Origin of the sequence: Clostridium sp. DMHC 10 (genome assembly GCF_001270375.1) — a bacterium.
GTDB classification, from domain to species: domain Bacteria; phylum Bacillota; class Clostridia; order Clostridiales; family Clostridiaceae; genus Clostridium_S; species Clostridium_S guangxiense.
Map to the genome: position 1 here is coordinate 2617182 of NZ_LGVB01000015.1, position 20241 is coordinate 2637422.

The following is a 20241-nucleotide window of genomic DNA, read 5'->3' on the forward strand; positions in this document are numbered from 1 at the left end:
TTAAAAGCCTCCTAATATTATTTGACGGGATCATATCCTCCTTTAGAAAAAGGATTACATTTTAAAATTCTTTTTATAGCCATTAAGCTACCTTTTAATGCTCCGTACTTTTCTACAGCTTCTATAGCATACTCAGAACATGTTGGCGAATATTTGCAAACATGCTGTCCTCTTATAAAAAAAGCTGAGGATAGTCCTCTAAACATTGGGAAGAAGAACATTTTCTATAAAATTCTATGAATTTAATTATAATTTTTTCATCATTAATTATCAAGCCTGCCTTATTAAACAACTCCAAAAGTGAACTATTAACATCTTTATAAGTTTTATTATTGCAAGCCACTCTAGCTATAATTACATAATCATAACCAATTTTAAATTTATCACTATTCAAACGATAACTTTCACTAATCAATCTCTTAACCCTACTTCTAACTACACTTTTACCTACTTTTTTACTGACAGATATTCCAATTCTACTTATATTTTTATTATCGTTGTTTTTGTACATATATAATACTAATAATTTATTAGAAAAAGATCTTCCTTTTTTATATACTTTTCTAAATTCAGCATTTTTTTTTTATACCATTTTGTTTCATTTAAAATAATAACTCCTTTTTTTTCCGCAAATTGCAGAAAAAGGCCACAAAAGCGGCCCTTATGCTGTCAATCTTTTTCTTCCTTTATTTCTTCTTCTTTTAAGAACTTTTCTTCCTGATAAAGTACTCATTCTTTTTCTGAAACCATGTTCTCTTTTTCTCTGTTTTTTCTTAGGCTGATATGTCATAAACATTACTATGCACCCCCTTTAAAGGTATACTATTATCTTATTTATAAAAAATACGATATTTCAAAATTAAAGTTTTACTTTATAATTATATATTCACCTTTATTCAATGTCAAGACAAAGGATTTTGTTAATAATTTTTTGTACTACCATAATATTTTTGTGGATAACTTCTTGAATAGCTTATTCCGTTCTGTTATTATTATTGATGAACTGTTAATAACTTATTTAATAATAAAGTTATACACAATTTGTGGATAACCTTGTTGATAACTTATTTTTTTTCTTTATTTTACATATACAATATTATTTTTGCACATATAATGCCATTTTATTCATTGCTTATATGTTAATATATATATATTTTTTTATTGTTAATAACTTTTATACTTAAAATATTAATAACATAATTATACACATGTGAATATTTTATAATATATTTGTCAACAACCTACAATAGACTATATTTTCTGTTTATATGTGTGTTAATAATTTAATTATGCTTAATTAATTATGTTTAAAATTTTTTAGACTGGAGGATTACTATGGGACCCCAATTGAAAGAATTATGGGAAAAAACCCTAAAAATAATAAAAGGAGAGTTAACCGAAGTTAGTTTCAACACATGGATAAAAAGTATTACTCCTATATCTATAAGCAAAGATATTATACGCTTTGGTGTTCCTAATCAATTTACTAAAGAAATTTTAGAAAATAGATATAAAGATCTTATAATTAACTCACTAAAAATAATAACAACTAAAAAATATGATTTAATATTTTCTGTTGTTTCAGAGGAAACTATTGATATTGAAGAAAATAATGAAAATATCAAGTCTAAAGATTCTTCTAATAATTCAGAGGATACTTCAACTATGCTTAATCCAAAATATAAGTTTGATTCTTTTGTCATTGGAAATAGCAATAGATTCGCCCATGCCGCTTGTTTAGCAGTTGCCGAAGCCCCTGCTAAAGCTTATAATCCCTTATTTATATATGGAGGAGTTGGACTTGGCAAAACCCATTTAATGCATGCCATTGGACACTATATACTTGAAAATAATCCTAAAGCTAAAGTTGTTTATGTTTCATCTGAAAAATTTACAAATGAACTTGTAAATTCAATAAAAGATGATAAAAATGTTGAATTTAGAACCAAATATAGAAATGTCGACGTTTTATTAATTGATGATGTTCAATTTATTGCGGGTAAAGAACGTACTCAAGAAGAATTTTTCCATACTTTTAATGAACTTCATGAAAATAATAAGCAAATAATCCTATCAAGTGATAGACCTCCTAAGGAAATTCCTACGCTTGAGGATAGACTGCGTTCGAGATTTGAATGGGGCCTTATAGCTGATATACAACCACCTGATTTTGAAACTAGAATAGCAATATTAAAAAAGAAAGCTGACGTTGAAAAATTAGACATCCCAAACGAGGTAATGGTATACATAGCAACAAATATAAAGTCAAATATAAGAGAACTTGAAGGTGCTCTTATAAGAATAGTAGCCTTTTCATCATTAACAAATAAAGAAATAAGCATAGATTTAGCTTCTGAAGCTCTAAAGGATATTATTTCAAACAAACAAAATAAGCAAATAACAATAGAATTAATTCAAGATGTTGTCGCAAGTTACTTTAATATAAAAATAGATGATTTTAAATCTTCAAGACGTACAAGAAATATAACTTACCCAAGACAAATTGCAATGTATCTATGTAGAAAATTAACTGATATGTCCCTACCAAGAATAGGTGAGGAATTTGGTGGTAGAGATCACACAACTGTAATTCATGCATATGAAAAAATATCCGGTGCATTAAAAGATGATGAGGAACTAAAGCATACTATAAAAGAAATAACTAAACGATTTTCTCAAAAATAATAACATATGTTTATTATTTGCTATGAACAAATTGTGGATACTTTTATTTTTTACTTTTCGTGTTAATTATGTTGATAACGTTAAGTACTTATTATTAAATTATCCACAGTTATTTTTTACTGAATTTATTGATTATCAACAGCTACATAAGTTATCAACAAATTCACAGCCCCTACTACTATTACTACTATATATTATTTATATATCTAACCTATTATAAAAAGATTTATGTTAATAAGGAGGTTTATTTTAAATGAAATTTACATGCCAAAAAAATATATTACAAGAAGCAATATCAATAGTGCAAAAAGCTGTTACTGGAAAATCAACTATGCCTATATTACAAGGTATATTAATAAATGCTAAGAATGATACCTTAGTACTTACAGGATCAGATATAGATTTAAGCATAGAAACAAAAATAAATGTGGATATAGAAGAAAATGGAAGTATAGTTGTAGATGCAAAATTATTTGGTGAAATAATAAGAAAACTTCCTAATGCTGCTGTAGAAGTAAAAACTACTGAAAATAATTGTATAGAAATTATATGCAGTAAGAGTAAATTTACTCTTGTTCATCTACAATCAGAGGATTTTCCAAGTTTGCCTGAAATAAGCGAAGATAAAATTTTTACTATAAATCAAAAAACTTTAAAAAGTATGATAAAAGGAACCATATTTGCTATAGCTCAAGATGAAACAAGACCTATACTTACTGGTGTATTATTTGAGATAAAAAATAAAAAACTAAATTTAGTTGCAATAGATGGATATAGGTTAGCTTTAAAAAGTGATTTTTTAGATAGTGAGGATGTTATTAGTGCAGTAATTCCAGGGAAAACGCTTAATGAAGTGATAAAAATATTGGAAGATGATGGAGATGTCAATATCACATTTACTACTAATCATATATTAATCAATTTAGGTTCAACTAAAATAATATCAAGATTGCTCGAAGGAGAGTTTATAAAATATAATTCTATAATACCAGAAGAGTTCAATCTAAAGGTTATAGCAAAACGTGAAGAATTACTGGAATCCATAGAGAGGGCCTCTCTAGTTGCTAAGGATGGAAATACAAACCTTATTAAATTGAATATAGAAGAAGATGTAATGGTAATAACTTCTAATTCTCAATTGGGAAACGTAAGAGAGGAGATAAATATAATTTTGCAAGGACAGCCTCTTCAAATTGCATTTAACTCAAAATATTTAATTGATGTTCTTAAAATAATGGATGAAGAAGAAATTATCATACAATTTTCAAGCAGCATAAGCCCTTGTATAATGAAAAATAAGGAAAATGATAATTGTATATATTTAGTTTTACCTGTAAGATTAGCTAATAGCTAAAATTTGTTAATAGGAGAATATTAAATAAAATGGAAGAAGTAAGTATAAATTCAGAATTTATAAAATTAGATTCTTTTCTTAAATGGTGCGGAGCAGTTTCACTTGGCTCGGAAGCAAAACTTTATATTTTGAATGAAAAAGTAAAAGTCAATAATGAAATAGAGACAAGAAGAGGCAAAAAACTGTATAAGGGTGATACTGTAGAGTTTGATAATAAAATTTATAAAATTATATAGTGTTAAATTACTTTATGATATAATATAGGTGTTATCATGTATATAAAAAATTTAAAATTAGTTAATTTTAGAAATTATGATATTTTAGATATAGATTTTAATAGCAATGTCAATATTATAACTGGAGATAATGCACAGGGAAAAACTAATATACTTGAAAGCATATATTATTGCAGCCTAGGAAAATCCCATCGTACTAGTAAAGATAAAGAACTTATAAAATGGGATAAGGATGAATCGTATATTAGTCTATACGTGTGTAAAAAACGCCTTGATAAAAAAATAGAAATAAAAATATTCAAAGGCGGAAAAAAAGGAATTAATATAAATTCAATAAAATTAAAAAAAATCTCAGAGCTTTTTGGGATTTTTAATGTTGTTATGTTTTCTCCAGAAGATTTAAAAATAGTGAAGGATTCTCCAAGTTACAGAAGACGCTTTTTAGATATAGAATTATCTAGATTAAACTCTAATTACTATTACAACCTTGTTCAATATCATAAAGTTTTGGAACAAAGAAATATTTCATTAAAAAACAGAAATCTTATCAAAAGTGGCATTATTGAAGTTTACGATAATCAATTAAGTAAATTGGGAGCATATATAATAAAACAAAGGTATAATTACTTAAAAGATTTAAATGCAAGGGGAAAGTTAATTCATATGGATATCACTGATAAGAAAGAAGAAATAGAGTTTCAGTATCTTACTAGTATTAAGAATGCATTAAATGCTTCAGAAGAACTGCAAAGTGAGTTCGAAAAAAATAGACAAAAGGATATTGAAAAAGGAAGCACTTCTGTTGGTCCCCATAGAGATGATTTCAATATAAAAATTAATGGTATTGATACCAGAAGTTTTGGATCACAAGGTCAACAAAGAACGGCTATTTTAACCATAAAGTTTGCATCAATTGAAATAATTAAAAGTATAACAGGAGAAGCACCAGTACTTCTTCTTGACGACGTTTTGTCTGAACTTGATATTAAAAGGCAACAATATATACTGAATGCTTTAGATGAAATACAGACTTTAATTACATGTACTGGAATAGAAGATATAAAAAGTTATATAAAAAAAGACTTTAAAATTTTCGAGATATCAAATGGTAAGTTAGTTTAATTAGTTTTTAAGGAGGCCTTTTTATGTTTTTGCATTTAGGGGAAAATGTTGTGGTTCCTATAAAAGATATAATAGGAATATTTGATATTGAAACAACTATGTATAGCGCAGATACAAGCCAATTTTTAAGGATGGCTGAAGAAGATGGTTTCGTGGAAAGAATAACAAAGGAACCACCAAAGTCTTTTGTTATTGCAGAGGTGGATAAAAAAAGTAAAATATTTTTATCTCCGATTTCTTCATCAACATTGAGTAAAAGGTCTCAAGTCATTTATTTAGAGCCATAAAACTTTAGAATAGGAGGATTTTAATGTCACAAAATAATGAAGTGTACGATGAAAGTCAAATACAGGTATTAGAAGGTCTTGAAGCGGTAAGAAAAAGACCAGGTATGTATATAGGCAGTACTAGCAGCAGAGGGTTACATCATCTTGTATATGAAATAGTAGACAACAGTATAGATGAAGCCCTAGCTGGATATTGTAAGAATATAGATGTTGTTATACATAAGGATAATTCAGTAAGTGTAGCGGATGACGGAAGAGGAATGCCTGTAGGTATTCATCATAAAATGAATAAACCTACAGTAGAGGTAATAATGACAGTGCTTCACGCAGGAGGAAAGTTTGGTGGAGGAGCGTATAAGGTTTCGGGTGGACTTCATGGAGTTGGTGCATCTGTTGTTAATGCTCTTTCAGAAACTTGTGAAGTTGAAGTAAAGTCAGAAGGACATATCTGGAAACAAATCTACCATAGAGGAAAAGTAGCTTCACCTTTTGAGAAGATAGGTGATAGTGATGAACATGGTACTAAAGTATATTTTAAACCAGACAGTGAGATATTCGAGGAAACAGAATTTGATTATGATGTATTAGCACAAAGATTAAGAGAATTAGCATTTTTAAATAAGGGAATAAAGATAAACCTTTCTGATGAAAGAAGCGATAAAGCAGATAATTTTCATTATGAAGGTGGAATAAAATCCTTTGTATCTTATCTTAATAGAAATAAAGAACCAATATTTAGCGAGCCAATTTATGTAGAAGGCAGCAAAGAAGGAAAATGTTCTGTTGAAGTTGCCATTCAGTACAATGATGGATACACTGAAAATATTTTTGCTTTTGCCAATAACATAGACACTGTTGAGGGTGGTACTCATTTAGCAGGATTTAAATCTGCTCTCACAAGGGTATTTAATGATTATGCTAAAAAGTATGGTTTTATAAAAGAAAATGACAAAAATTTATCTGGAGATGACATAAGAGAAGGGCTTACCGCTGTAATTTCCGTAAAACTTACAGATCCACAGTTTGAAGGTCAAACCAAAACAAAACTTGGAAATAGTGAGGTTAGGGGAATTGTAGATAGTGTTGTTGCTGAAAAAGTGAGTACATTTTTAGAAGAAAATCCTCAAATAGGTAAAATTATTATAGATAAATCTATGGTAGCTGCAAGAGCGAGGGAAGCTGCTAAAAAAGCAAGAGAACTCACAAGAAGAAAATCTGTACTTGAGAGCACAGCTCTTCCTGGTAAATTAGCAGATTGTGCGTCGAGAGATCCTTCAGAATGTGAAATATATATAGTCGAGGGGGATTCAGCCGGAGGTTCAGCTAAACAGGGAAGAGATAGAAAGTTTCAAGCTATTCTGCCTTTAAGAGGAAAAATATTAAACGTTGAAAAACAAAGAATTGATAGAATACTTAATTCAGAGGAAATAAGAGCTATGATTACTGCTTTTGGAGGGGGCATAGGAAAGGACTTTGACGTATCCAAAATAAGATATCATAGAATTATAATAATGACCGATGCCGATGTAGACGGTGCTCACATAAGAACACTTATTCTTACATTCTTTTACAGGTATATGAAACAACTAATAGAAGAGGGGCATGTATATATAGCACAGCCACCACTTTATAGAGTTGCTAAGGGAAAAAATGAAGTTTATTCCTATAGTGATAAGGAACTTGACAATGTTTTAAACGAACTTGGTGGAAAGGATAGCAATATTGATATACAGAGGTATAAGGGTCTTGGAGAAATGAACCCAGAGCAGCTGTGGGAGACAACAATGAATCCAGAGCATAGAATTTTAAAGAAAGTAAACATAGAAGATGCTATGGCTGCAGATGAAACATTTACAATTTTGATGGGGGATAAAGTTGCTCCAAGAAGACAATTTATACAAGATAATGCTTCTAAGGTTGAAAATTTAGATATTTAGTTATTTATTATTGGTTACATAAAAAAGAGGTGTAAGTATGCAAAATGAAGGTAAGATTGAACTAGTAGATATAAACAAAGAAATGAAAAGTTGTTATATAGATTATGCAATGAGTGTTATAGCTAGTCGTGCACTTCCTGATGTAAGGGATGGTTTAAAGCCAGTACATAGAAGAATTATATATTCTATGTATAATTTAGGCATAACACCTGATAAGGGATATAGAAAGTGTGCAAGAATAGTAGGAGATGTTTTAGGTAAATATCATCCTCACGGAGATACAGCTGTTTATGATGCTTTAGTAAGAATGGCTCAGGATTTTAACCTAAGATATACACTTGTGGACGGTCATGGAAATTTTGGATCTATTGATGGAGATTCTGCGGCTGCTATGAGGTATACTGAAGCAAGACTTGATAAAATAGCTTTGGAAATGGTAAGAGATATTAACAAAAATACTGTAGATTTTGTACCAAATTTTGATGGCGAAGAAAAAGAACCTTCGGTGCTTCCATCAAGATTTCCAAATCTACTTGTAAGTGGTTCTGCGGGTATAGCTGTTGGTATGGCAACTAATATACCACCACATAACTTGTGTGAGGTAATTGATGGTATAATTGATCTTATTGGCAATCCTGAAATTACTATTTTGGACTTAATGGGGAAGATTAAAGGGCCAGATTTTCCTACAGCAGGCATAATAATTGGAAAGTCAGGAATAAGAGAAGCTTATGAAACAGGAAGAGGCAAGGTAACAGTAAGAGCTAAATCTGAAATTGAAGTTGATAACAATGGAAGACAGAAAATTATAGTTACTGAGATTCCTTATCAAGTAAATAAAGCAAGATTAATTGAAAATATGGCAGACCTCGTAAAGGATAAAAAGATAAATGGAATAAGTGATCTTAGAGATGAATCTGATAGAGAGGGAATGCGAATTGTAATTGAAATTAAAAGAGATGCAAATGCAAACATCGTTTTAAATCAATTATACAAACACACAAGACTTCAAGATACTTTTGGAATAAATATGCTTGCATTAGTTGATAACAAGCCAGAAACACTGAATTTAAAGCAAATTCTGGAACATTACGTTACATTCCAAAAAGAAGTAATAAGAAGAAGGACTCAATTTGATTTAGATAAAGCTTTAGCAAGAGCGCATATTTTAGAGGGATTAATAATAGCATTAGATCATATTGATGAAGTTATAAAACTCATAAGATCATCAAAGACAACCCAAGAAGCTAAAAAAGGCTTGATGGATAATTTTTCACTTTCAGAGAAACAGGCTCAAGCAATACTCGACATGAGGCTACAAAGGTTAACAGGACTGGAAAGAGAAAAAATAGATTCAGAGTACAACGAACTCATGAAAACAATAGAATCTCTAAAAGCGATATTAATGGATGAAGCTAAAGTATTAAATATAATTAAAGAAGAGCTTATAGATATAAAATCAAAATACGGTGATGAAAGAAGAACAAGCATAGAAAAAGCAGAAAATGAAATAGATTATGAAGACCTTATACAAGAACAGGATGTCGTTATAACCCTTACCCATGCTGGATATATAAAGAGAATAAGTGCAGATACATATACAGCTCAAAAAAGAGGAGGTAGAGGTATACAGGCAATGTCTACAAAAGAGGATGATTTTGTAGAACATATATTTATAACTTCAACTCATAATCATATTTTATTCTTCTCAAATCAAGGAAGAGTTTATAGGCTAAAAGGATATGAGGTTCCAGAAGCAGGAAGAACAGCTAAGGGTACTAACTTAGTAAACCTTCTTCAGCTTAATCCAGATGAAAAGATACAGACATCAATATATTTTAAGGAATTTGATGAAGATAAATTTTTAGTTATGTGTACTAAAAATGGAACTATAAAGAAGACTTCTTTAAACCAGTATAGCAATATAAGGAAGAGTGGATTAATAGCCATAAACCTAAATGATGATGACGAATTAGTTTCTGTTAGAATGACTAGTGGAAATGATGATATTTTTATAGCTACTAGAAATGGAATGGCAATAAGATTTAGTGAAAAGGATGCTAGACCACTTGGAAGAAATGCCAGTGGTGTTAGAGGTATATCTCTTAATGAAGATGATTTTGTTGTTGGAATGGAAATAGTAGATGAAGAACAAAGCGTACTTGTTGTAAGCGAAAATGGCTTTGGTAAAAAAACAGCTGTAAAAGAATATAAGTGTCAGTATAGAGGTGGAAAGGGACTTATAACATATAAAGTTACAGAAAAGACAGGACCTTTGGTTGGAGCTAGAATGGTTAAAGAGACAGATGAAATGATGCTTATTAACAGTGAAGATATTGCTATAAGAATAAGTGTAGCGGATATTTCAACTACTAGCAGAAATGCAATGGGAGTTACTCTTATGAAAAATAAGGGTGATCAAAAGATACTCGCTATAGCTAAAATAGACAGTGATAATAGTGAAGAAGAGGAATCAGAATTATAAAATAAAAAAAGAACTTATTTTTAAGTTCTTTTTTTATTTTATAAAATACTTATTTCAATGTTAAAATCACGCTAACTTTAATATTATTGAAATAAACTTAGCCTAGAGTATCAATACAAGATATTCAAAGAAAAATATAGAAATAAGTAAGTAATATTAGAATATTTAAACAAGATGGTGTGCCATAATATATTCTTAAATAAAAAAAGTGTTATTATATTAAACGTCGTCGCAAGATGACAGTGATTAATGAGTTCTGAAAAAACATTTTAAAAAGTGTTGACAGAGCAAATTAAACATGATATTATAAATAAGCTGTCTCGTGCAGCACATTGAACTTTGAAAATTAAACAGAGAAGAATTAAGTAAACCAGCAATTCTTTTGAATAGAAGAAATTCTATTTAATATATAAAGCGATGAGCTTAAATCAAACTTTTAAATTGAGAGTTTGATCCTGGCTCAGGACGAACGCTGGCGGCGTGCTTAACACATGCAAGTCGAGCGGAAACTTCGGTTTCCAGCGGCGGAACATATCTATTTTTATATAATATTTCTAATTCTTTTTTTGTAAATATTTTATTACTCATTTGCATTCTCCTAATGTTATTTATCTTATTATACACAAAAATACCCCATAGAGTAGACTTTTTATAATGTCTACCCTATAGTACATTTTAATCTAAGATTTATTAGGACTTTTTTAAATCATTCCTTCAGCATTGCTACTTCGCTTCCACGGTAGTACAAGGAAAAAAATCATCCTTCATTGTGAACTGTGAATTAACAAAAGTGACTTAAGTAATTTTATTAATTACTTATAGTACTATGAATAAACTATATTATTTAATAAAATATAGATATAAAGTTTCCTAAGGGGTAACAAAATGGTAGAAGTAATAGGAATCACTAAGCAATTCAAGAAAGTTAAGGCTGTAGATGAAGTGAGCTTTAATGTAAATAATGGAGAAATAGTTGGACTTTTAGGTGAAAATGGAGCTGGTAAAACAACTACTTTAAGAATGCTTGCTACAATGCTGAAAATTTCATCGGGAAAGGCCATTGTAAATGGATATGATATTGCAAAAGAACCCGATAAGGCAAGAGGTGAGATTGGCATACTTTTTGGAGGAGATGTAGGACTTTATGATAGGCTTACTGCAAGAGAAAACATGATGTATTTTGCAAAGCTTAATGGAATGTCAGATGAAGAAGCTAAAAGTAGTATAGAAAATCTTGCAGGTCAATTGGAAATGGAAGAATATATAGATAAAAGAGTTGGAAAGTTCTCAAGAGGAATGAAGCAAAAAGTGTCTATAGCTAGGTCTATTGTTCACAATCCATCTGTTGTATTATTTGATGAACCAACTACAGGCTTAGACGTAAGTGCTGCAAGGATAGTTCAAGATTTTATTTTAAACTGCAAAAAGGAAAATAAAGCTGTAATTTTTTCTAGTCACAGTATGGCTGAGGTTGAAAAACTTTGTGACAGAGTAATTATAATACATAAAGGAAAATTAATAGAACAAGGAACTATAGATGATTTAAAGCGAAGATATAATAACAGTGACCTTGAAGAAGTATTTGTAAGTCTTATAAATAGAGGTGAAAGATATGAAGGTTAATACAACGATTTTGGTTTTTAAAAAAGAAATTACGGATATGTTCAGAGATAGAAAAACAATAATAATGAGTGTACTTATTCCAATTATATTATTACCACTTTTATCCCTCCTATTAGGTACATTTACCAATAGAGAGAAAAATATAAAGAATAATGTTAAAGTAGCTATAGTAGATAAGGGAAACAGCAATTTTGGAAGGTTATTAAAAGCTCAAAAGAATATAAAGATAGTTCAATCCAGTAATATTAAAAAAGATATAAAAGATGGGAAAATATTAGTTGCGGTTACTATTCCAAGTGATTTTGATGAAAAACTAGAGAGTGATTTAAATACAAAAGTAACTTTAAGCTATGATAATTCAAGTACAGATGCGCAGGTAGCCTCTGACGTTGTAAATTCTTATGTTGATGCTTATTCAAAGCAAATAGTGGCTTCAAGACTTTCAAAGAAAGATATAAATCCACAAATACTTACACCTATTAATATAGTAAAAGATGAAACACAAAAGGACGGTGGAATTGCTGCTCTATATGTAACTATGCTTATACCACTTTTGTTAATGCTTTATAGTGCGACAAGCACAATTGCACCTTCTGTAGATTTGGGTGCAGGGGAAAAAGAAAGAGGAACACTTGAACCACTTCTTACTACCAAAGCAAGCAGAATGTCAATTTTATGGGGTAAACTTATAGCAATTAGTACTATGGGAATAATAATGTCACTGGCATCACTTCTTGGAGTTTATATTACAATGAAGCAGAAAAATGGAATGTTTGGTGATGGTAAAGATTTAAGTTTATCGGCAGGAACCTTTATTCTTATAATGATTTTACCAGTACTTACAACAGTGGTTTTTGGAGCAATAGAGCTTGCACTCAGCATATATGCAAGATCCTTTAAAGAAGCTCAAACTTATTTAAGTCCTATAACTATTATAGCAATGGTTTTAGTTTATGCTGTTATGATGAAAGATCCTAAGAGTATAGAAACATTTTATTTTATCATACCAATTACTAACGCAACCTGCCTTATGAAAGAATTTTTAGTTGGAATTCATAATTATACGCATATTGCAATAACCTTTGGATGGATGATAGTATATATAGTAGGAGCTCTTTTGTTTGCGAGATATATGTTTAGCAAAGAAGAGGTTATATTTAGATCCTAAAATTTGTTTCTAAAGAAGGGATTTTAATGGTTCTACTAAATGCAGTACAGGGTGTTTTAACTATTGTAATAATGATATCTATAGGATATGTGCTAACTGGAAAAGGATGGTTTAACGAAGAAATTTCAAAAAGTTTTGCAAAGCTTGTAACTAATGTATCATTGCCAGCTCTTATGCTTTCTGATATTATGGGAAATTTTACGAAAGACAAGCTTGTAAGTTTATCGAAGGGGCTTATAGCTCCTTTTTGTCTATAGCCATATGCTACGTAATTGCAATTGCAGTATCAAAAATTTTTAAGGTTGAAAAGTCAAGACAGGGGACGTTTCAGTCTATGTTTTTTAACTCAAATACTATATTTATTGGACTTCCAGTAAACATAGCATTGTTTGGAGGAAAGAGTGTTCCATATGTTCTCTTATATTACATAGCAAATACAACTTTTTTCTGGACACTTGGAGTTTACTGTATAAGCAAAGATGCTCCGGGAGAACATGGAAGCATACTCAGCAAATCTACTATAAAAAGAATTATATCTCCACCGCTTTTGGGATTTATAACTGCTGTGATTTTACTACTCTTAAGAATACAACTTCCATCTTTTATTATGAGCACATGTAAATATCTTGGGAATTTAACCACGCCTCTTTCAATGATCTTTATAGGAATAAGTATTCATTCAGTAAAACTTAAGGAATTAAAAATTGATAAAGATGTAATAGGCGTATTACTTGGAAGATTCTTAGTATGTCCACTTATAATGGTTATGATGGTTTTGCTAGTACCAGTTCCAACGCTGATGAAAGAAGTATTTATAATGCAATCTGCTATGCCGGTTATGACTAATGCGCCTATAATTGCTAAGGTTTATGGCGCAGATAGTAGATACGCAGCAGTTATGGTTACTTTAAGCACAGTTCTTTCAATGATTACAATACCAATATTTATGGTTATCATGTCGAAGTAACAATGCTTGACAATATTTTTTAGTGCGTCAGATTAATTTTGAAGATGGGCTATAATAAAAATGATAGCCCCTGAGGGTTTAAAGCTCAAGGGCAGTATTTAGACAAGTAAACAACCATGGTTATCTACTTGATTGCGAAATTGTTTTAAATGCAATTTCGTTTACTAAACGTGACAGCTAATAAAGAAGTTTCTTTTTCACTGCCACTTATAATATGTGCTATTTTTAATTTTTTATACATCAATTATTAACTAAATTTTTATATTGCAAGGTTTAGTTATCAAAAAACAAATCTTTAAAATCTATGCATCCATATCCTTGCTGCCACTTTGGGACATTTAATAATTTACATGAAGTTTTTATCATGGAAACTGCATCTTTATATTTCAAATCGGGATTTTTTTCAAAAAGCAGCGCGAGTATGCCAGTTGTAAATGCAGCAGCACATGAGGTTCCAGTATAAGTGGTATAAGCTTCCTTTAGTTCGCGAGGATATAATTTTATTCCGTTTCTTTCAGATACAAAGGAAGTATCACAATTAAGAGAAGTTAAATCCGTACATGCTGCACAAAGATCAGGTTTTTCAGGTTTTCCGCAAGGACCTGATGAAGAATAAGTATAAATTTTTTTTGGTATACTGGAAGTTACTCCAGATACAGTTACACAATTGCTTAAGGTTGATATTCCAATCATTGAATTTTTATCATTTTTATTGCTTCCAGAAGGAACTACGACAGCAAGGTTATTTTTATTTGCAAGGGTAAACAACCTTGAAAACATTGAATCAATAAATGAGTCTTGAAAAAAAGTTTCAAAAGGAAGACATATAATTCTAATATTATTTTCAGCACTTTCTTTTATTAGAATGTTTAAAGCTGCTAGTATTGATGATACATATGCTTTACCAGTTGCCTCAAAGGCTTTTATCATATATATTGAGGTTTCTGGTGCTATACCCATATATTTTCCTTTAGAACTTGAACCACTTGCAGCAATTAATCCGCTCATAAAAGTTCCATGACCGTTGTCATCATATGGGTAATTTAGCCCATTTATAAGGTCTAAAAATTTGTGTATTTTTGGAGTAGGATATTTTAAATCTTTATGAGGGTAAACACCAGTGTCTATAATTCCTATGCGTATTCCTCTACCTGTTAATTTTGAATTGTTTGCAAGGGCAGTTGAAACGTTGTTTGCTGAATGTACATTGTGGGCACATATACTTGCAAAGTTATCCAATGTTATATAATCAATCTCAGGATATTCAGTAAGTCTATTTATCATAAAAGAAGAAGCTGAAGCACAAATACAATTTAATGTATCTATAGTGTAATAAACAGTGCACTTATGGGATTTTAACCTTGAGGCAATTCTATTTATGAAATTTTTGCAATGTATAAGTATTCTAAAGCTTCTATGTTCATTTTTAACTGTTAAATTATAAAGGTTTGAATCAATTTTACTTTTTAGAAAAAACACTATATACTCATTCCTTGTAAATAAAACTTTCAATAACAGTATATTATTTGTTAGAAGAAAATGTCCGTATTGTGTATAATAAAATTAAGTCACATTAGTAAAATAATATTAACTAATAAATTATATTTTAAGGAGAGGTAAGGATGAAATATTATGTTGTTGATGCTTTTGCTGATGAAGTATTCAAAGGAAACCCAGCAGGTGTATGTGTTTTAGATAATCCAATAGATGACAGCACAATGCAAAAAATTGCAGGAGAAAACAACTTATCAGAAACAGCTTTTGTAGTTAAAAATGGGAATAGTTATAATCTAAGATGGTTTACTCCAAGGGCTGAAATAGATTTATGTGGACACGCTACTTTGGGGACTTCTTATGTTATTTCTAATTATGTTGATATAGGAATTGAAAATATGACATTTAATACTGCAAGTGGAACACTTAAGGTTAAACGGAATGGCGATTTATACGAAATGGATCTCCCTTTGAGAGAACCAAAAAAAATAGAATTATCACATGAAATAATTTCGGAGGCTATTGGAGTCGGTCCTATTGAAATATATTTATCAAGAGATTTATTTGTAGTATTAGAAACGGAAAAGCAAGTAGAAGAATTAACCCCCAATTTTTCTAAAATGATAAAATTAGAAAACGGATTGGGTGTTATTGTTACAGCTAGAGGGATTGATGTAGATTTTGTATCTCGCTGTTTTTATCCAAAACTTGATGTGAATGAAGACCCCGTAACTGGTTCAGCACATAGTAATTTAATACCATTTTGGTCACAAAGGCTAAATAAAGATGTAATGGTGGCTAAACAGTTGTCAGCACGTGGGGGAAAATTATACTGTAAAGTAGCTGGAGATAGAGTTAAAATAAGTGGAAAAGCTGTACTATATATGATGGGAAATATTAATATATAATTTATGTAATCTTATTTTGAACTTTTCAGCAGCACATATATATATAGTGAAACTAGTTCCAAACTAAAAGAATTAAAAACAATATAACCTGTCATAATAATTATGAAGATAGGAAAACAAAAAGGAGAAAATTATTATGGGAAGAGCAGCTACGAGAGTTACTGATTTAAAAGATGCCTCACTAGATCAATTAAGAAATCTTGAAAAAAATTCAACAAATAAGTATTCACAAAATATTTTAAAAACCATTATTATGAGCTATTTAGGTGTACATATCTCTAAAATAGAAGAAATTGTAGGAGTTTGTAGGGCATCTATTTTGAGCTATATACACAAATGGAACGAATTTGGTCTTGAAGCAATTAAAGATTAACGTGGAGGTTCTATTAGTTCCTTCACTGATGAAATACTTTCTTATATTGAAGATACTTTTATAAATAAAGATCCAAGAGAATTTGGCTTTAATGCTTCAACTTGGAGTATTGACAGAATGAGAGAACACATTCGAGATAAATATGGCCGACTTTACTCATATGAAAGAATGAGACAAATCATTAAGTCTCTTAATAATTCTTATAAACGTGCTGAATATCATCCTACTCTAGCAAATGCTGAAGCGCAAAAGTGCTTTAAAAAAATCGCGAAATTGATAACCCTTGTAGAAAATTCTTCTGATAAAGTTATATATGTTTGTGATGAAACTGCCACGAAAGACGAATCTACAAATAGAAAAACATGGAGTCCAGTAGGACATCCCCCTGTAATTGAGAGGAATGCTTCTTCTGTTGGCTTAAAGCTAATAGGCGCTACTGAAATAACCACAGATTTTCAATCTGTTATTGATGCATATCCGTATAAAGAGACCATAAATTCAGATAAATTTATCGAATTTCTACAACGCTTAATAGATATAAACGCAGGTAAGAAGGTCTTTGTTATTTTAGATAATGCAAAAATACATAAATCTAGTTCAATAGAAAATTTTGAACTTAGAAATATTGGGAAATTAGAATTAATATATCTTCCGCCATATTCTCCTGAGCTAAATCCTCAAGAAAATGTTTGGAATCTATACAAGGCCAGTATTTTCACTTATAAAGCTAAACATTCTATTGAAAATCTATATAAAGATACCCTATATTTCTATCAAAATTTTAATAAAAACATAGAAAATATTAAGAGGTTAGTGGCACCCCGTAAGTATTACTCATAATAGTTTTAGTTTCGCAGTAGTTTCACCATACATACAGCTTGTAGAATGTGGTAAAATAACAATAATGATAAAATTTCTTAAAGTAGGAAGTGATTTAATTGCCTTTAATAGATTACAAATGTAAAAAATGTGGAAATGAATTTTTTGAAATAGTAACTAATGATAATGAAAAAATTGTATGCCCAAAATGTAAGGCTGAAGAAGTTGAAAGGCTTTATAAGGGAAAGTTTTACGGCAAAAATGGAGCTGGCTGCACTGGACATTGTTCAACTTGCGGAGGCTGCCACTAAAGCAATAATTAGAGGAAATTACATACAAAATTTAAATTGACTAGAATTTATTTGTTGTCATTTAAGTTTTATATAGAGTAGAGAGTACAGAGTACAGTAAAGGTTGATTTAATAATAGATAATTCCCAGTTCATAAATTACAGTTGGGATTTTAGATGTATATATTGTAGATTTTTGGTAGCGTTAGTGGAGAAAAATCTACAATAACTGTACTCTGGTTTTAGATTTTTAATTTAAATACTATTATTCCAGCAATCATTAAGATCACGCCTATGTATTCATTAACCCCAAATGTTATTTTCTTAGAATCGAACATGCCAAAGGCATCTATTATAGCTGCTGAAGTTAGTTGAGCCACTAAAATAACAGAAATAGAGCAAGTTGGACCAAGAGTTGAAATTCCCTTCATTACTGTAAAGATTATTATTGCACCTAAAATTCCACCGGTTAGATAAAGTTTATTTACATTAAAAATATTTTTTATATGACCATTTCCAAATATTAAAGATACTATTAAAGTTATTACGAATGCGGAACCTTGAACCCAAGCATTTGTTTCCCATAGTCCTATTTTATCACTGAGTTTTGTATTAAACACGCCTTGAAAGGTCATACATATTCCTGCTACTATAGAAAATATTATACCAAGCATAAATTTCACCTCAGGAGTAGTTTAACCATATATAATAAAATTACGCTAAAAAGGTGCAGGAAATTTTCCTACACCTAAATTTTATTCTTAAAAATTAGAACTTTGCCTTTCGTGATTGAACTCATTTTTGCGTATGTATTCATTCTCAACTTCTAAATCTGAAAATCCTAAGTTTTTTCCAAGACTTAAAAAATCCTCTAAGAGAGTTATATAATGATCTTGTGATGAACAAATTACAAAATCATTAATATCTACATACAGGTCTAAAAACTGTTCTGTTATATTATAGTTAAATTTGGCTAGAGATGGATTAATATCATCAAAATTTTTATCAATACCTATACTAAGTATAAAATTTAAGCAGTCTATATATTCCTCAAGTATTATTTCTCTTTTAGCAGGTGATTTGTTGCTCCAATATTTAAAACATCTAGTTTCATCAGCCAATTTTCCCATTTGAACTTGTAATGCAAGAGATTTTTGAGAAAATAAAACCTCGTTTTTAAGATTGTGTTCTTCTATGATTTGTGCATCTAAATCCTTCTGTAAACGAAATAGTTTTTTAAAATCCATAGAAATGTGCCGCCTTTCTTTAACTTTGGTATATATATATTTTATATTAAAGTTAAAAATAAAGAAAGTTCCACTAAACGATTACATTAAAATTTATTAAAAAAATTTACTCAAAATTAATTATGTTATATAACAGAATCCAAAACTTAAATAAAAAAGGAAAATCACTAAGGATTTTCCTTTTTATTTATGTTATGATTTGTAAATGACATTGAATTAATAATCCTTTAAAGGATAGCTTTTAATTACAGATATTTTTTTATATCCTGTCAATTTGCATAATTTAAATCCCTGTATCTTAAAAAATGACGTTCCAACCGATTTCTCTAGTACATCAGCAGCAACTTGATCATTTTGCTGAAAAAAATTTTTTGTTTGATAATTACCATTTGCAATAGGAATATACAAATTGTAAAGATCTTCTGGATACTTACAGTGAAGTTTGAAACCATTATAGCTTAGTTTTTCGCATAAGTTTCTAATAATTCTTATTATGTACCCTTGTTGTTCTACTTTTAAAGCCACAGCTTTTTGGTCATTATCATACACAAGATTAGGTTCAACCTTTACCTTAAATTTTTTATATGGTTTTATTTGCTCAAGCATTATTTTATCTAATTTATCTAAATTAGGTTCATCCATGGTTTCTAGCATTATGTGAAGGTTTTGAAGTCTTTTATATAATTTATATTTTTTGCAGGCATAACGCTGTACATCTTCTATATTTGAATATGATTCTTTTGTAAATTCTGCGATTAGACAATATTTCATATTTACCCTCCACAAATTTAAATGTTTAACAATAGTTTTATTATATCATATAAATAAGTTTAGTGTTAGAATAATATTCTTATATTTTGCAATAATAAATTCGTAAGATAAAATTAAGGAGGGATCATTATGAATCATAATGACAGTATAGGTTGCACTGTAAGCGAATGTAAATTTCACTGTAAAGATGATAACTTTTGTACTTTAGAAAATATTATGGTTGTAAAGCATAACACAGAAGCACATGATGTTGAAGCTACAGATTGCGGAAGCTTTAAACATGAAGGACAACAATAATTAAAGAAACTGCGTATTTATTACGCGGTTTTTTTAGTTATTAGAGTAACAATTTAATAAATTTATAAATATAAAATTTAAATCATATATTTGAAAATTTAGTGTCAAAATGTATTCTACTTATGTTATAATATTATTTGTGATTATTATAAATGAATTTAACAAAAAGTTTACATATA

23 protein-coding genes and 1 pseudogene are annotated in these 20241 nt (G+C 29.7%); 16 read left to right on the forward strand and 8 right to left on the reverse strand.

What is annotated here, in order from left to right:
• Positions 1-17: 17 nt before the first annotated feature.
• From yidD to rpmH, 3 genes and pseudogenes are all read right to left on the reverse strand, one after another.
• Complete coding sequence (gene yidD, locus AGR56_RS14635; RefSeq protein WP_053242845.1) at positions 18-206, reverse strand: membrane protein insertion efficiency factor YidD; 189 nt, start codon at positions 204-206, stop codon at positions 18-20.
• Positions 173-592, reverse strand: a pseudogene (gene rnpA / locus AGR56_RS14640) (ribonuclease P protein component). Before rnpA ends, yidD begins: the two are co-directional and overlap by 34 nt.
• 69 nt (positions 593-661) lie before the next feature.
• Positions 662-796, reverse strand: coding sequence for a 50S ribosomal protein L34 (gene rpmH, locus AGR56_RS14645; RefSeq protein ID WP_053242846.1), 135 nt, complete (start codon positions 794-796; stop codon positions 662-664).
• A 539-nt stretch (positions 797-1335) separates the two neighbouring features.
• On the opposite strand from rpmH, the gene dnaA reads away from it, so the two are divergent.
• From dnaA to gyrA, 7 genes are all read left to right on the forward strand, one after another.
• The gene (gene dnaA / locus AGR56_RS14650; protein WP_053242847.1) at positions 1336-2685 is read left to right on the forward strand and encodes a chromosomal replication initiator protein DnaA; all 1350 of its coding nucleotides are present in this window, start codon (positions 1336-1338) and stop codon (positions 2683-2685) included.
• Between the two features lie 253 nt (positions 2686-2938).
• Positions 2939-4039 carry a DNA polymerase III subunit beta gene (dnaN, locus tag AGR56_RS14655; protein ID WP_053242848.1) on the forward strand — a complete coding sequence of 367 codons (1101 nt, stop codon included), beginning with the start codon at positions 2939-2941 and terminating at the stop codon, positions 4037-4039.
• A gap of 29 nt (positions 4040-4068) precedes the next feature.
• Entirely contained in the window at positions 4069-4275 is a 207-nt protein-coding gene (gene yaaA / locus AGR56_RS14660; protein WP_053242849.1) for a S4 domain-containing protein YaaA, read from the forward strand.
• Positions 4276-4311: 36 nt separating this feature from the next.
• Complete coding sequence (recF, locus tag AGR56_RS14665; protein ID WP_053242850.1) at positions 4312-5397, forward strand: DNA replication/repair protein RecF; 1086 nt, start codon at positions 4312-4314, stop codon at positions 5395-5397.
• A 23-nt stretch (positions 5398-5420) separates the two neighbouring features.
• Complete coding sequence (locus AGR56_RS14670) at positions 5421-5684, forward strand: extracellular matrix/biofilm biosynthesis regulator RemA family protein (RefSeq protein WP_053242851.1); 264 nt, start codon at positions 5421-5423, stop codon at positions 5682-5684.
• 23 nt (positions 5685-5707) lie between these two features.
• On the forward strand, positions 5708-7621 hold the full coding sequence (gene gyrB / locus AGR56_RS14675) for a DNA topoisomerase (ATP-hydrolyzing) subunit B (RefSeq protein ID WP_053242852.1): 1914 nt from the start codon (positions 5708-5710) through the stop codon (positions 7619-7621).
• A gap of 37 nt (positions 7622-7658) precedes the next feature.
• Positions 7659-10106 carry a DNA gyrase subunit A gene (gene gyrA, locus AGR56_RS14680; RefSeq protein WP_053242853.1) on the forward strand — a complete coding sequence of 816 codons (2448 nt, stop codon included), beginning with the start codon at positions 7659-7661 and terminating at the stop codon, positions 10104-10106.
• A gap of 423 nt (positions 10107-10529) precedes the next feature.
• Here gyrA and AGR56_RS20825 read toward each other — a convergent pair whose 3' ends face one another.
• Positions 10530-10694, reverse strand: a complete 165-nt coding sequence (locus AGR56_RS20825; RefSeq protein WP_198150062.1) for a hypothetical protein — start codon at positions 10692-10694, stop codon at positions 10530-10532.
• Positions 10695-10991: 297 nt separating this feature from the next.
• On the opposite strand from AGR56_RS20825, the gene AGR56_RS14685 reads away from it, so the two are divergent.
• The 4 genes from AGR56_RS14685 to AGR56_RS14695 are packed head-to-tail and all read left to right on the forward strand — an operon-like array spanning position 10992 to position 13864.
• Positions 10992-11729 (forward strand): ATP-binding cassette domain-containing protein, encoded by a 738-nt coding sequence (locus AGR56_RS14685; RefSeq protein WP_053242854.1) that lies wholly within the window; start codon positions 10992-10994, stop codon positions 11727-11729.
• Positions 11719-12897 carry an ABC transporter permease gene (locus AGR56_RS14690; protein WP_053242855.1) on the forward strand — a complete coding sequence of 393 codons (1179 nt, stop codon included), beginning with the start codon at positions 11719-11721 and terminating at the stop codon, positions 12895-12897. Before AGR56_RS14685 ends, AGR56_RS14690 begins: the two co-directional genes overlap by 11 nt.
• 26 nt (positions 12898-12923) lie before the next feature.
• Positions 12924-13154 (forward strand): AEC family transporter, encoded by a 231-nt coding sequence (locus AGR56_RS23515; RefSeq protein ID WP_347460488.1) that lies wholly within the window; start codon positions 12924-12926, stop codon positions 13152-13154.
• A complete protein-coding gene (locus tag AGR56_RS14695) occupies positions 13145-13864 on the forward strand; it encodes an AEC family transporter (RefSeq protein ID WP_347460489.1) in 720 nt (239 codons plus the stop codon). Before AGR56_RS23515 ends, AGR56_RS14695 begins: the two co-directional genes overlap by 10 nt.
• Before the next feature lie 273 nt (positions 13865-14137).
• Here AGR56_RS14695 and AGR56_RS14700 read toward each other — a convergent pair whose 3' ends face one another.
• Positions 14138-15376, reverse strand: coding sequence for a S8 family serine peptidase (locus tag AGR56_RS14700; RefSeq protein ID WP_347460490.1), 1239 nt, complete (start codon positions 15374-15376; stop codon positions 14138-14140).
• A gap of 110 nt (positions 15377-15486) precedes the next feature.
• On the opposite strand from AGR56_RS14700, the gene AGR56_RS14705 reads away from it, so the two are divergent.
• The 4 genes from AGR56_RS14705 (at position 15487) to AGR56_RS14720 (ending at position 17769) form a co-directional block, all read left to right on the forward strand.
• A complete protein-coding gene (locus AGR56_RS14705; RefSeq protein ID WP_053242857.1) occupies positions 15487-16266 on the forward strand; it encodes a PhzF family phenazine biosynthesis protein in 780 nt (259 codons plus the stop codon).
• 136 nt (positions 16267-16402) lie between these two features.
• Positions 16403-16639, forward strand: a complete 237-nt coding sequence (locus AGR56_RS14710; RefSeq protein ID WP_053242858.1) for a helix-turn-helix domain-containing protein — start codon at positions 16403-16405, stop codon at positions 16637-16639.
• A gap of 60 nt (positions 16640-16699) precedes the next feature.
• The gene (locus AGR56_RS14715; RefSeq protein ID WP_278279707.1) at positions 16700-17479 is read left to right on the forward strand and encodes an IS630 family transposase; all 780 of its coding nucleotides are present in this window, start codon (positions 16700-16702) and stop codon (positions 17477-17479) included.
• A gap of 98 nt (positions 17480-17577) precedes the next feature.
• Complete coding sequence (locus tag AGR56_RS14720; RefSeq protein ID WP_053242860.1) at positions 17578-17769, forward strand: FmdB family zinc ribbon protein; 192 nt, start codon at positions 17578-17580, stop codon at positions 17767-17769.
• Between the two features lie 220 nt (positions 17770-17989).
• On the opposite strand, the gene AGR56_RS14725 is transcribed toward AGR56_RS14720, so the two are convergent.
• From AGR56_RS14725 to AGR56_RS14735, 3 genes are all read right to left on the reverse strand, one after another.
• Positions 17990-18421: a DMT family transporter gene (locus tag AGR56_RS14725; RefSeq protein ID WP_053242861.1), complete on the reverse strand. Its 432-nt coding sequence runs from the start codon at positions 18419-18421 to the stop codon at positions 17990-17992.
• A gap of 87 nt (positions 18422-18508) precedes the next feature.
• Entirely contained in the window at positions 18509-18994 is a 486-nt protein-coding gene (locus tag AGR56_RS14730) for a dUTP diphosphatase (RefSeq protein ID WP_053242862.1), read from the reverse strand.
• A gap of 216 nt (positions 18995-19210) precedes the next feature.
• Positions 19211-19765 carry a hypothetical protein gene (locus AGR56_RS14735; protein WP_053242863.1) on the reverse strand — a complete coding sequence of 185 codons (555 nt, stop codon included), beginning with the start codon at positions 19763-19765 and terminating at the stop codon, positions 19211-19213.
• A gap of 129 nt (positions 19766-19894) precedes the next feature.
• Here AGR56_RS14735 and AGR56_RS19710 point away from each other — a divergent pair, with 129 nt between their 5' ends.
• Positions 19895-20062 (forward strand): DUF1540 domain-containing protein, encoded by a 168-nt coding sequence (locus tag AGR56_RS19710; RefSeq protein WP_084757053.1) that lies wholly within the window; start codon positions 19895-19897, stop codon positions 20060-20062.
• The last annotated feature ends 179 nt before the right edge of the window (positions 20063-20241 follow it).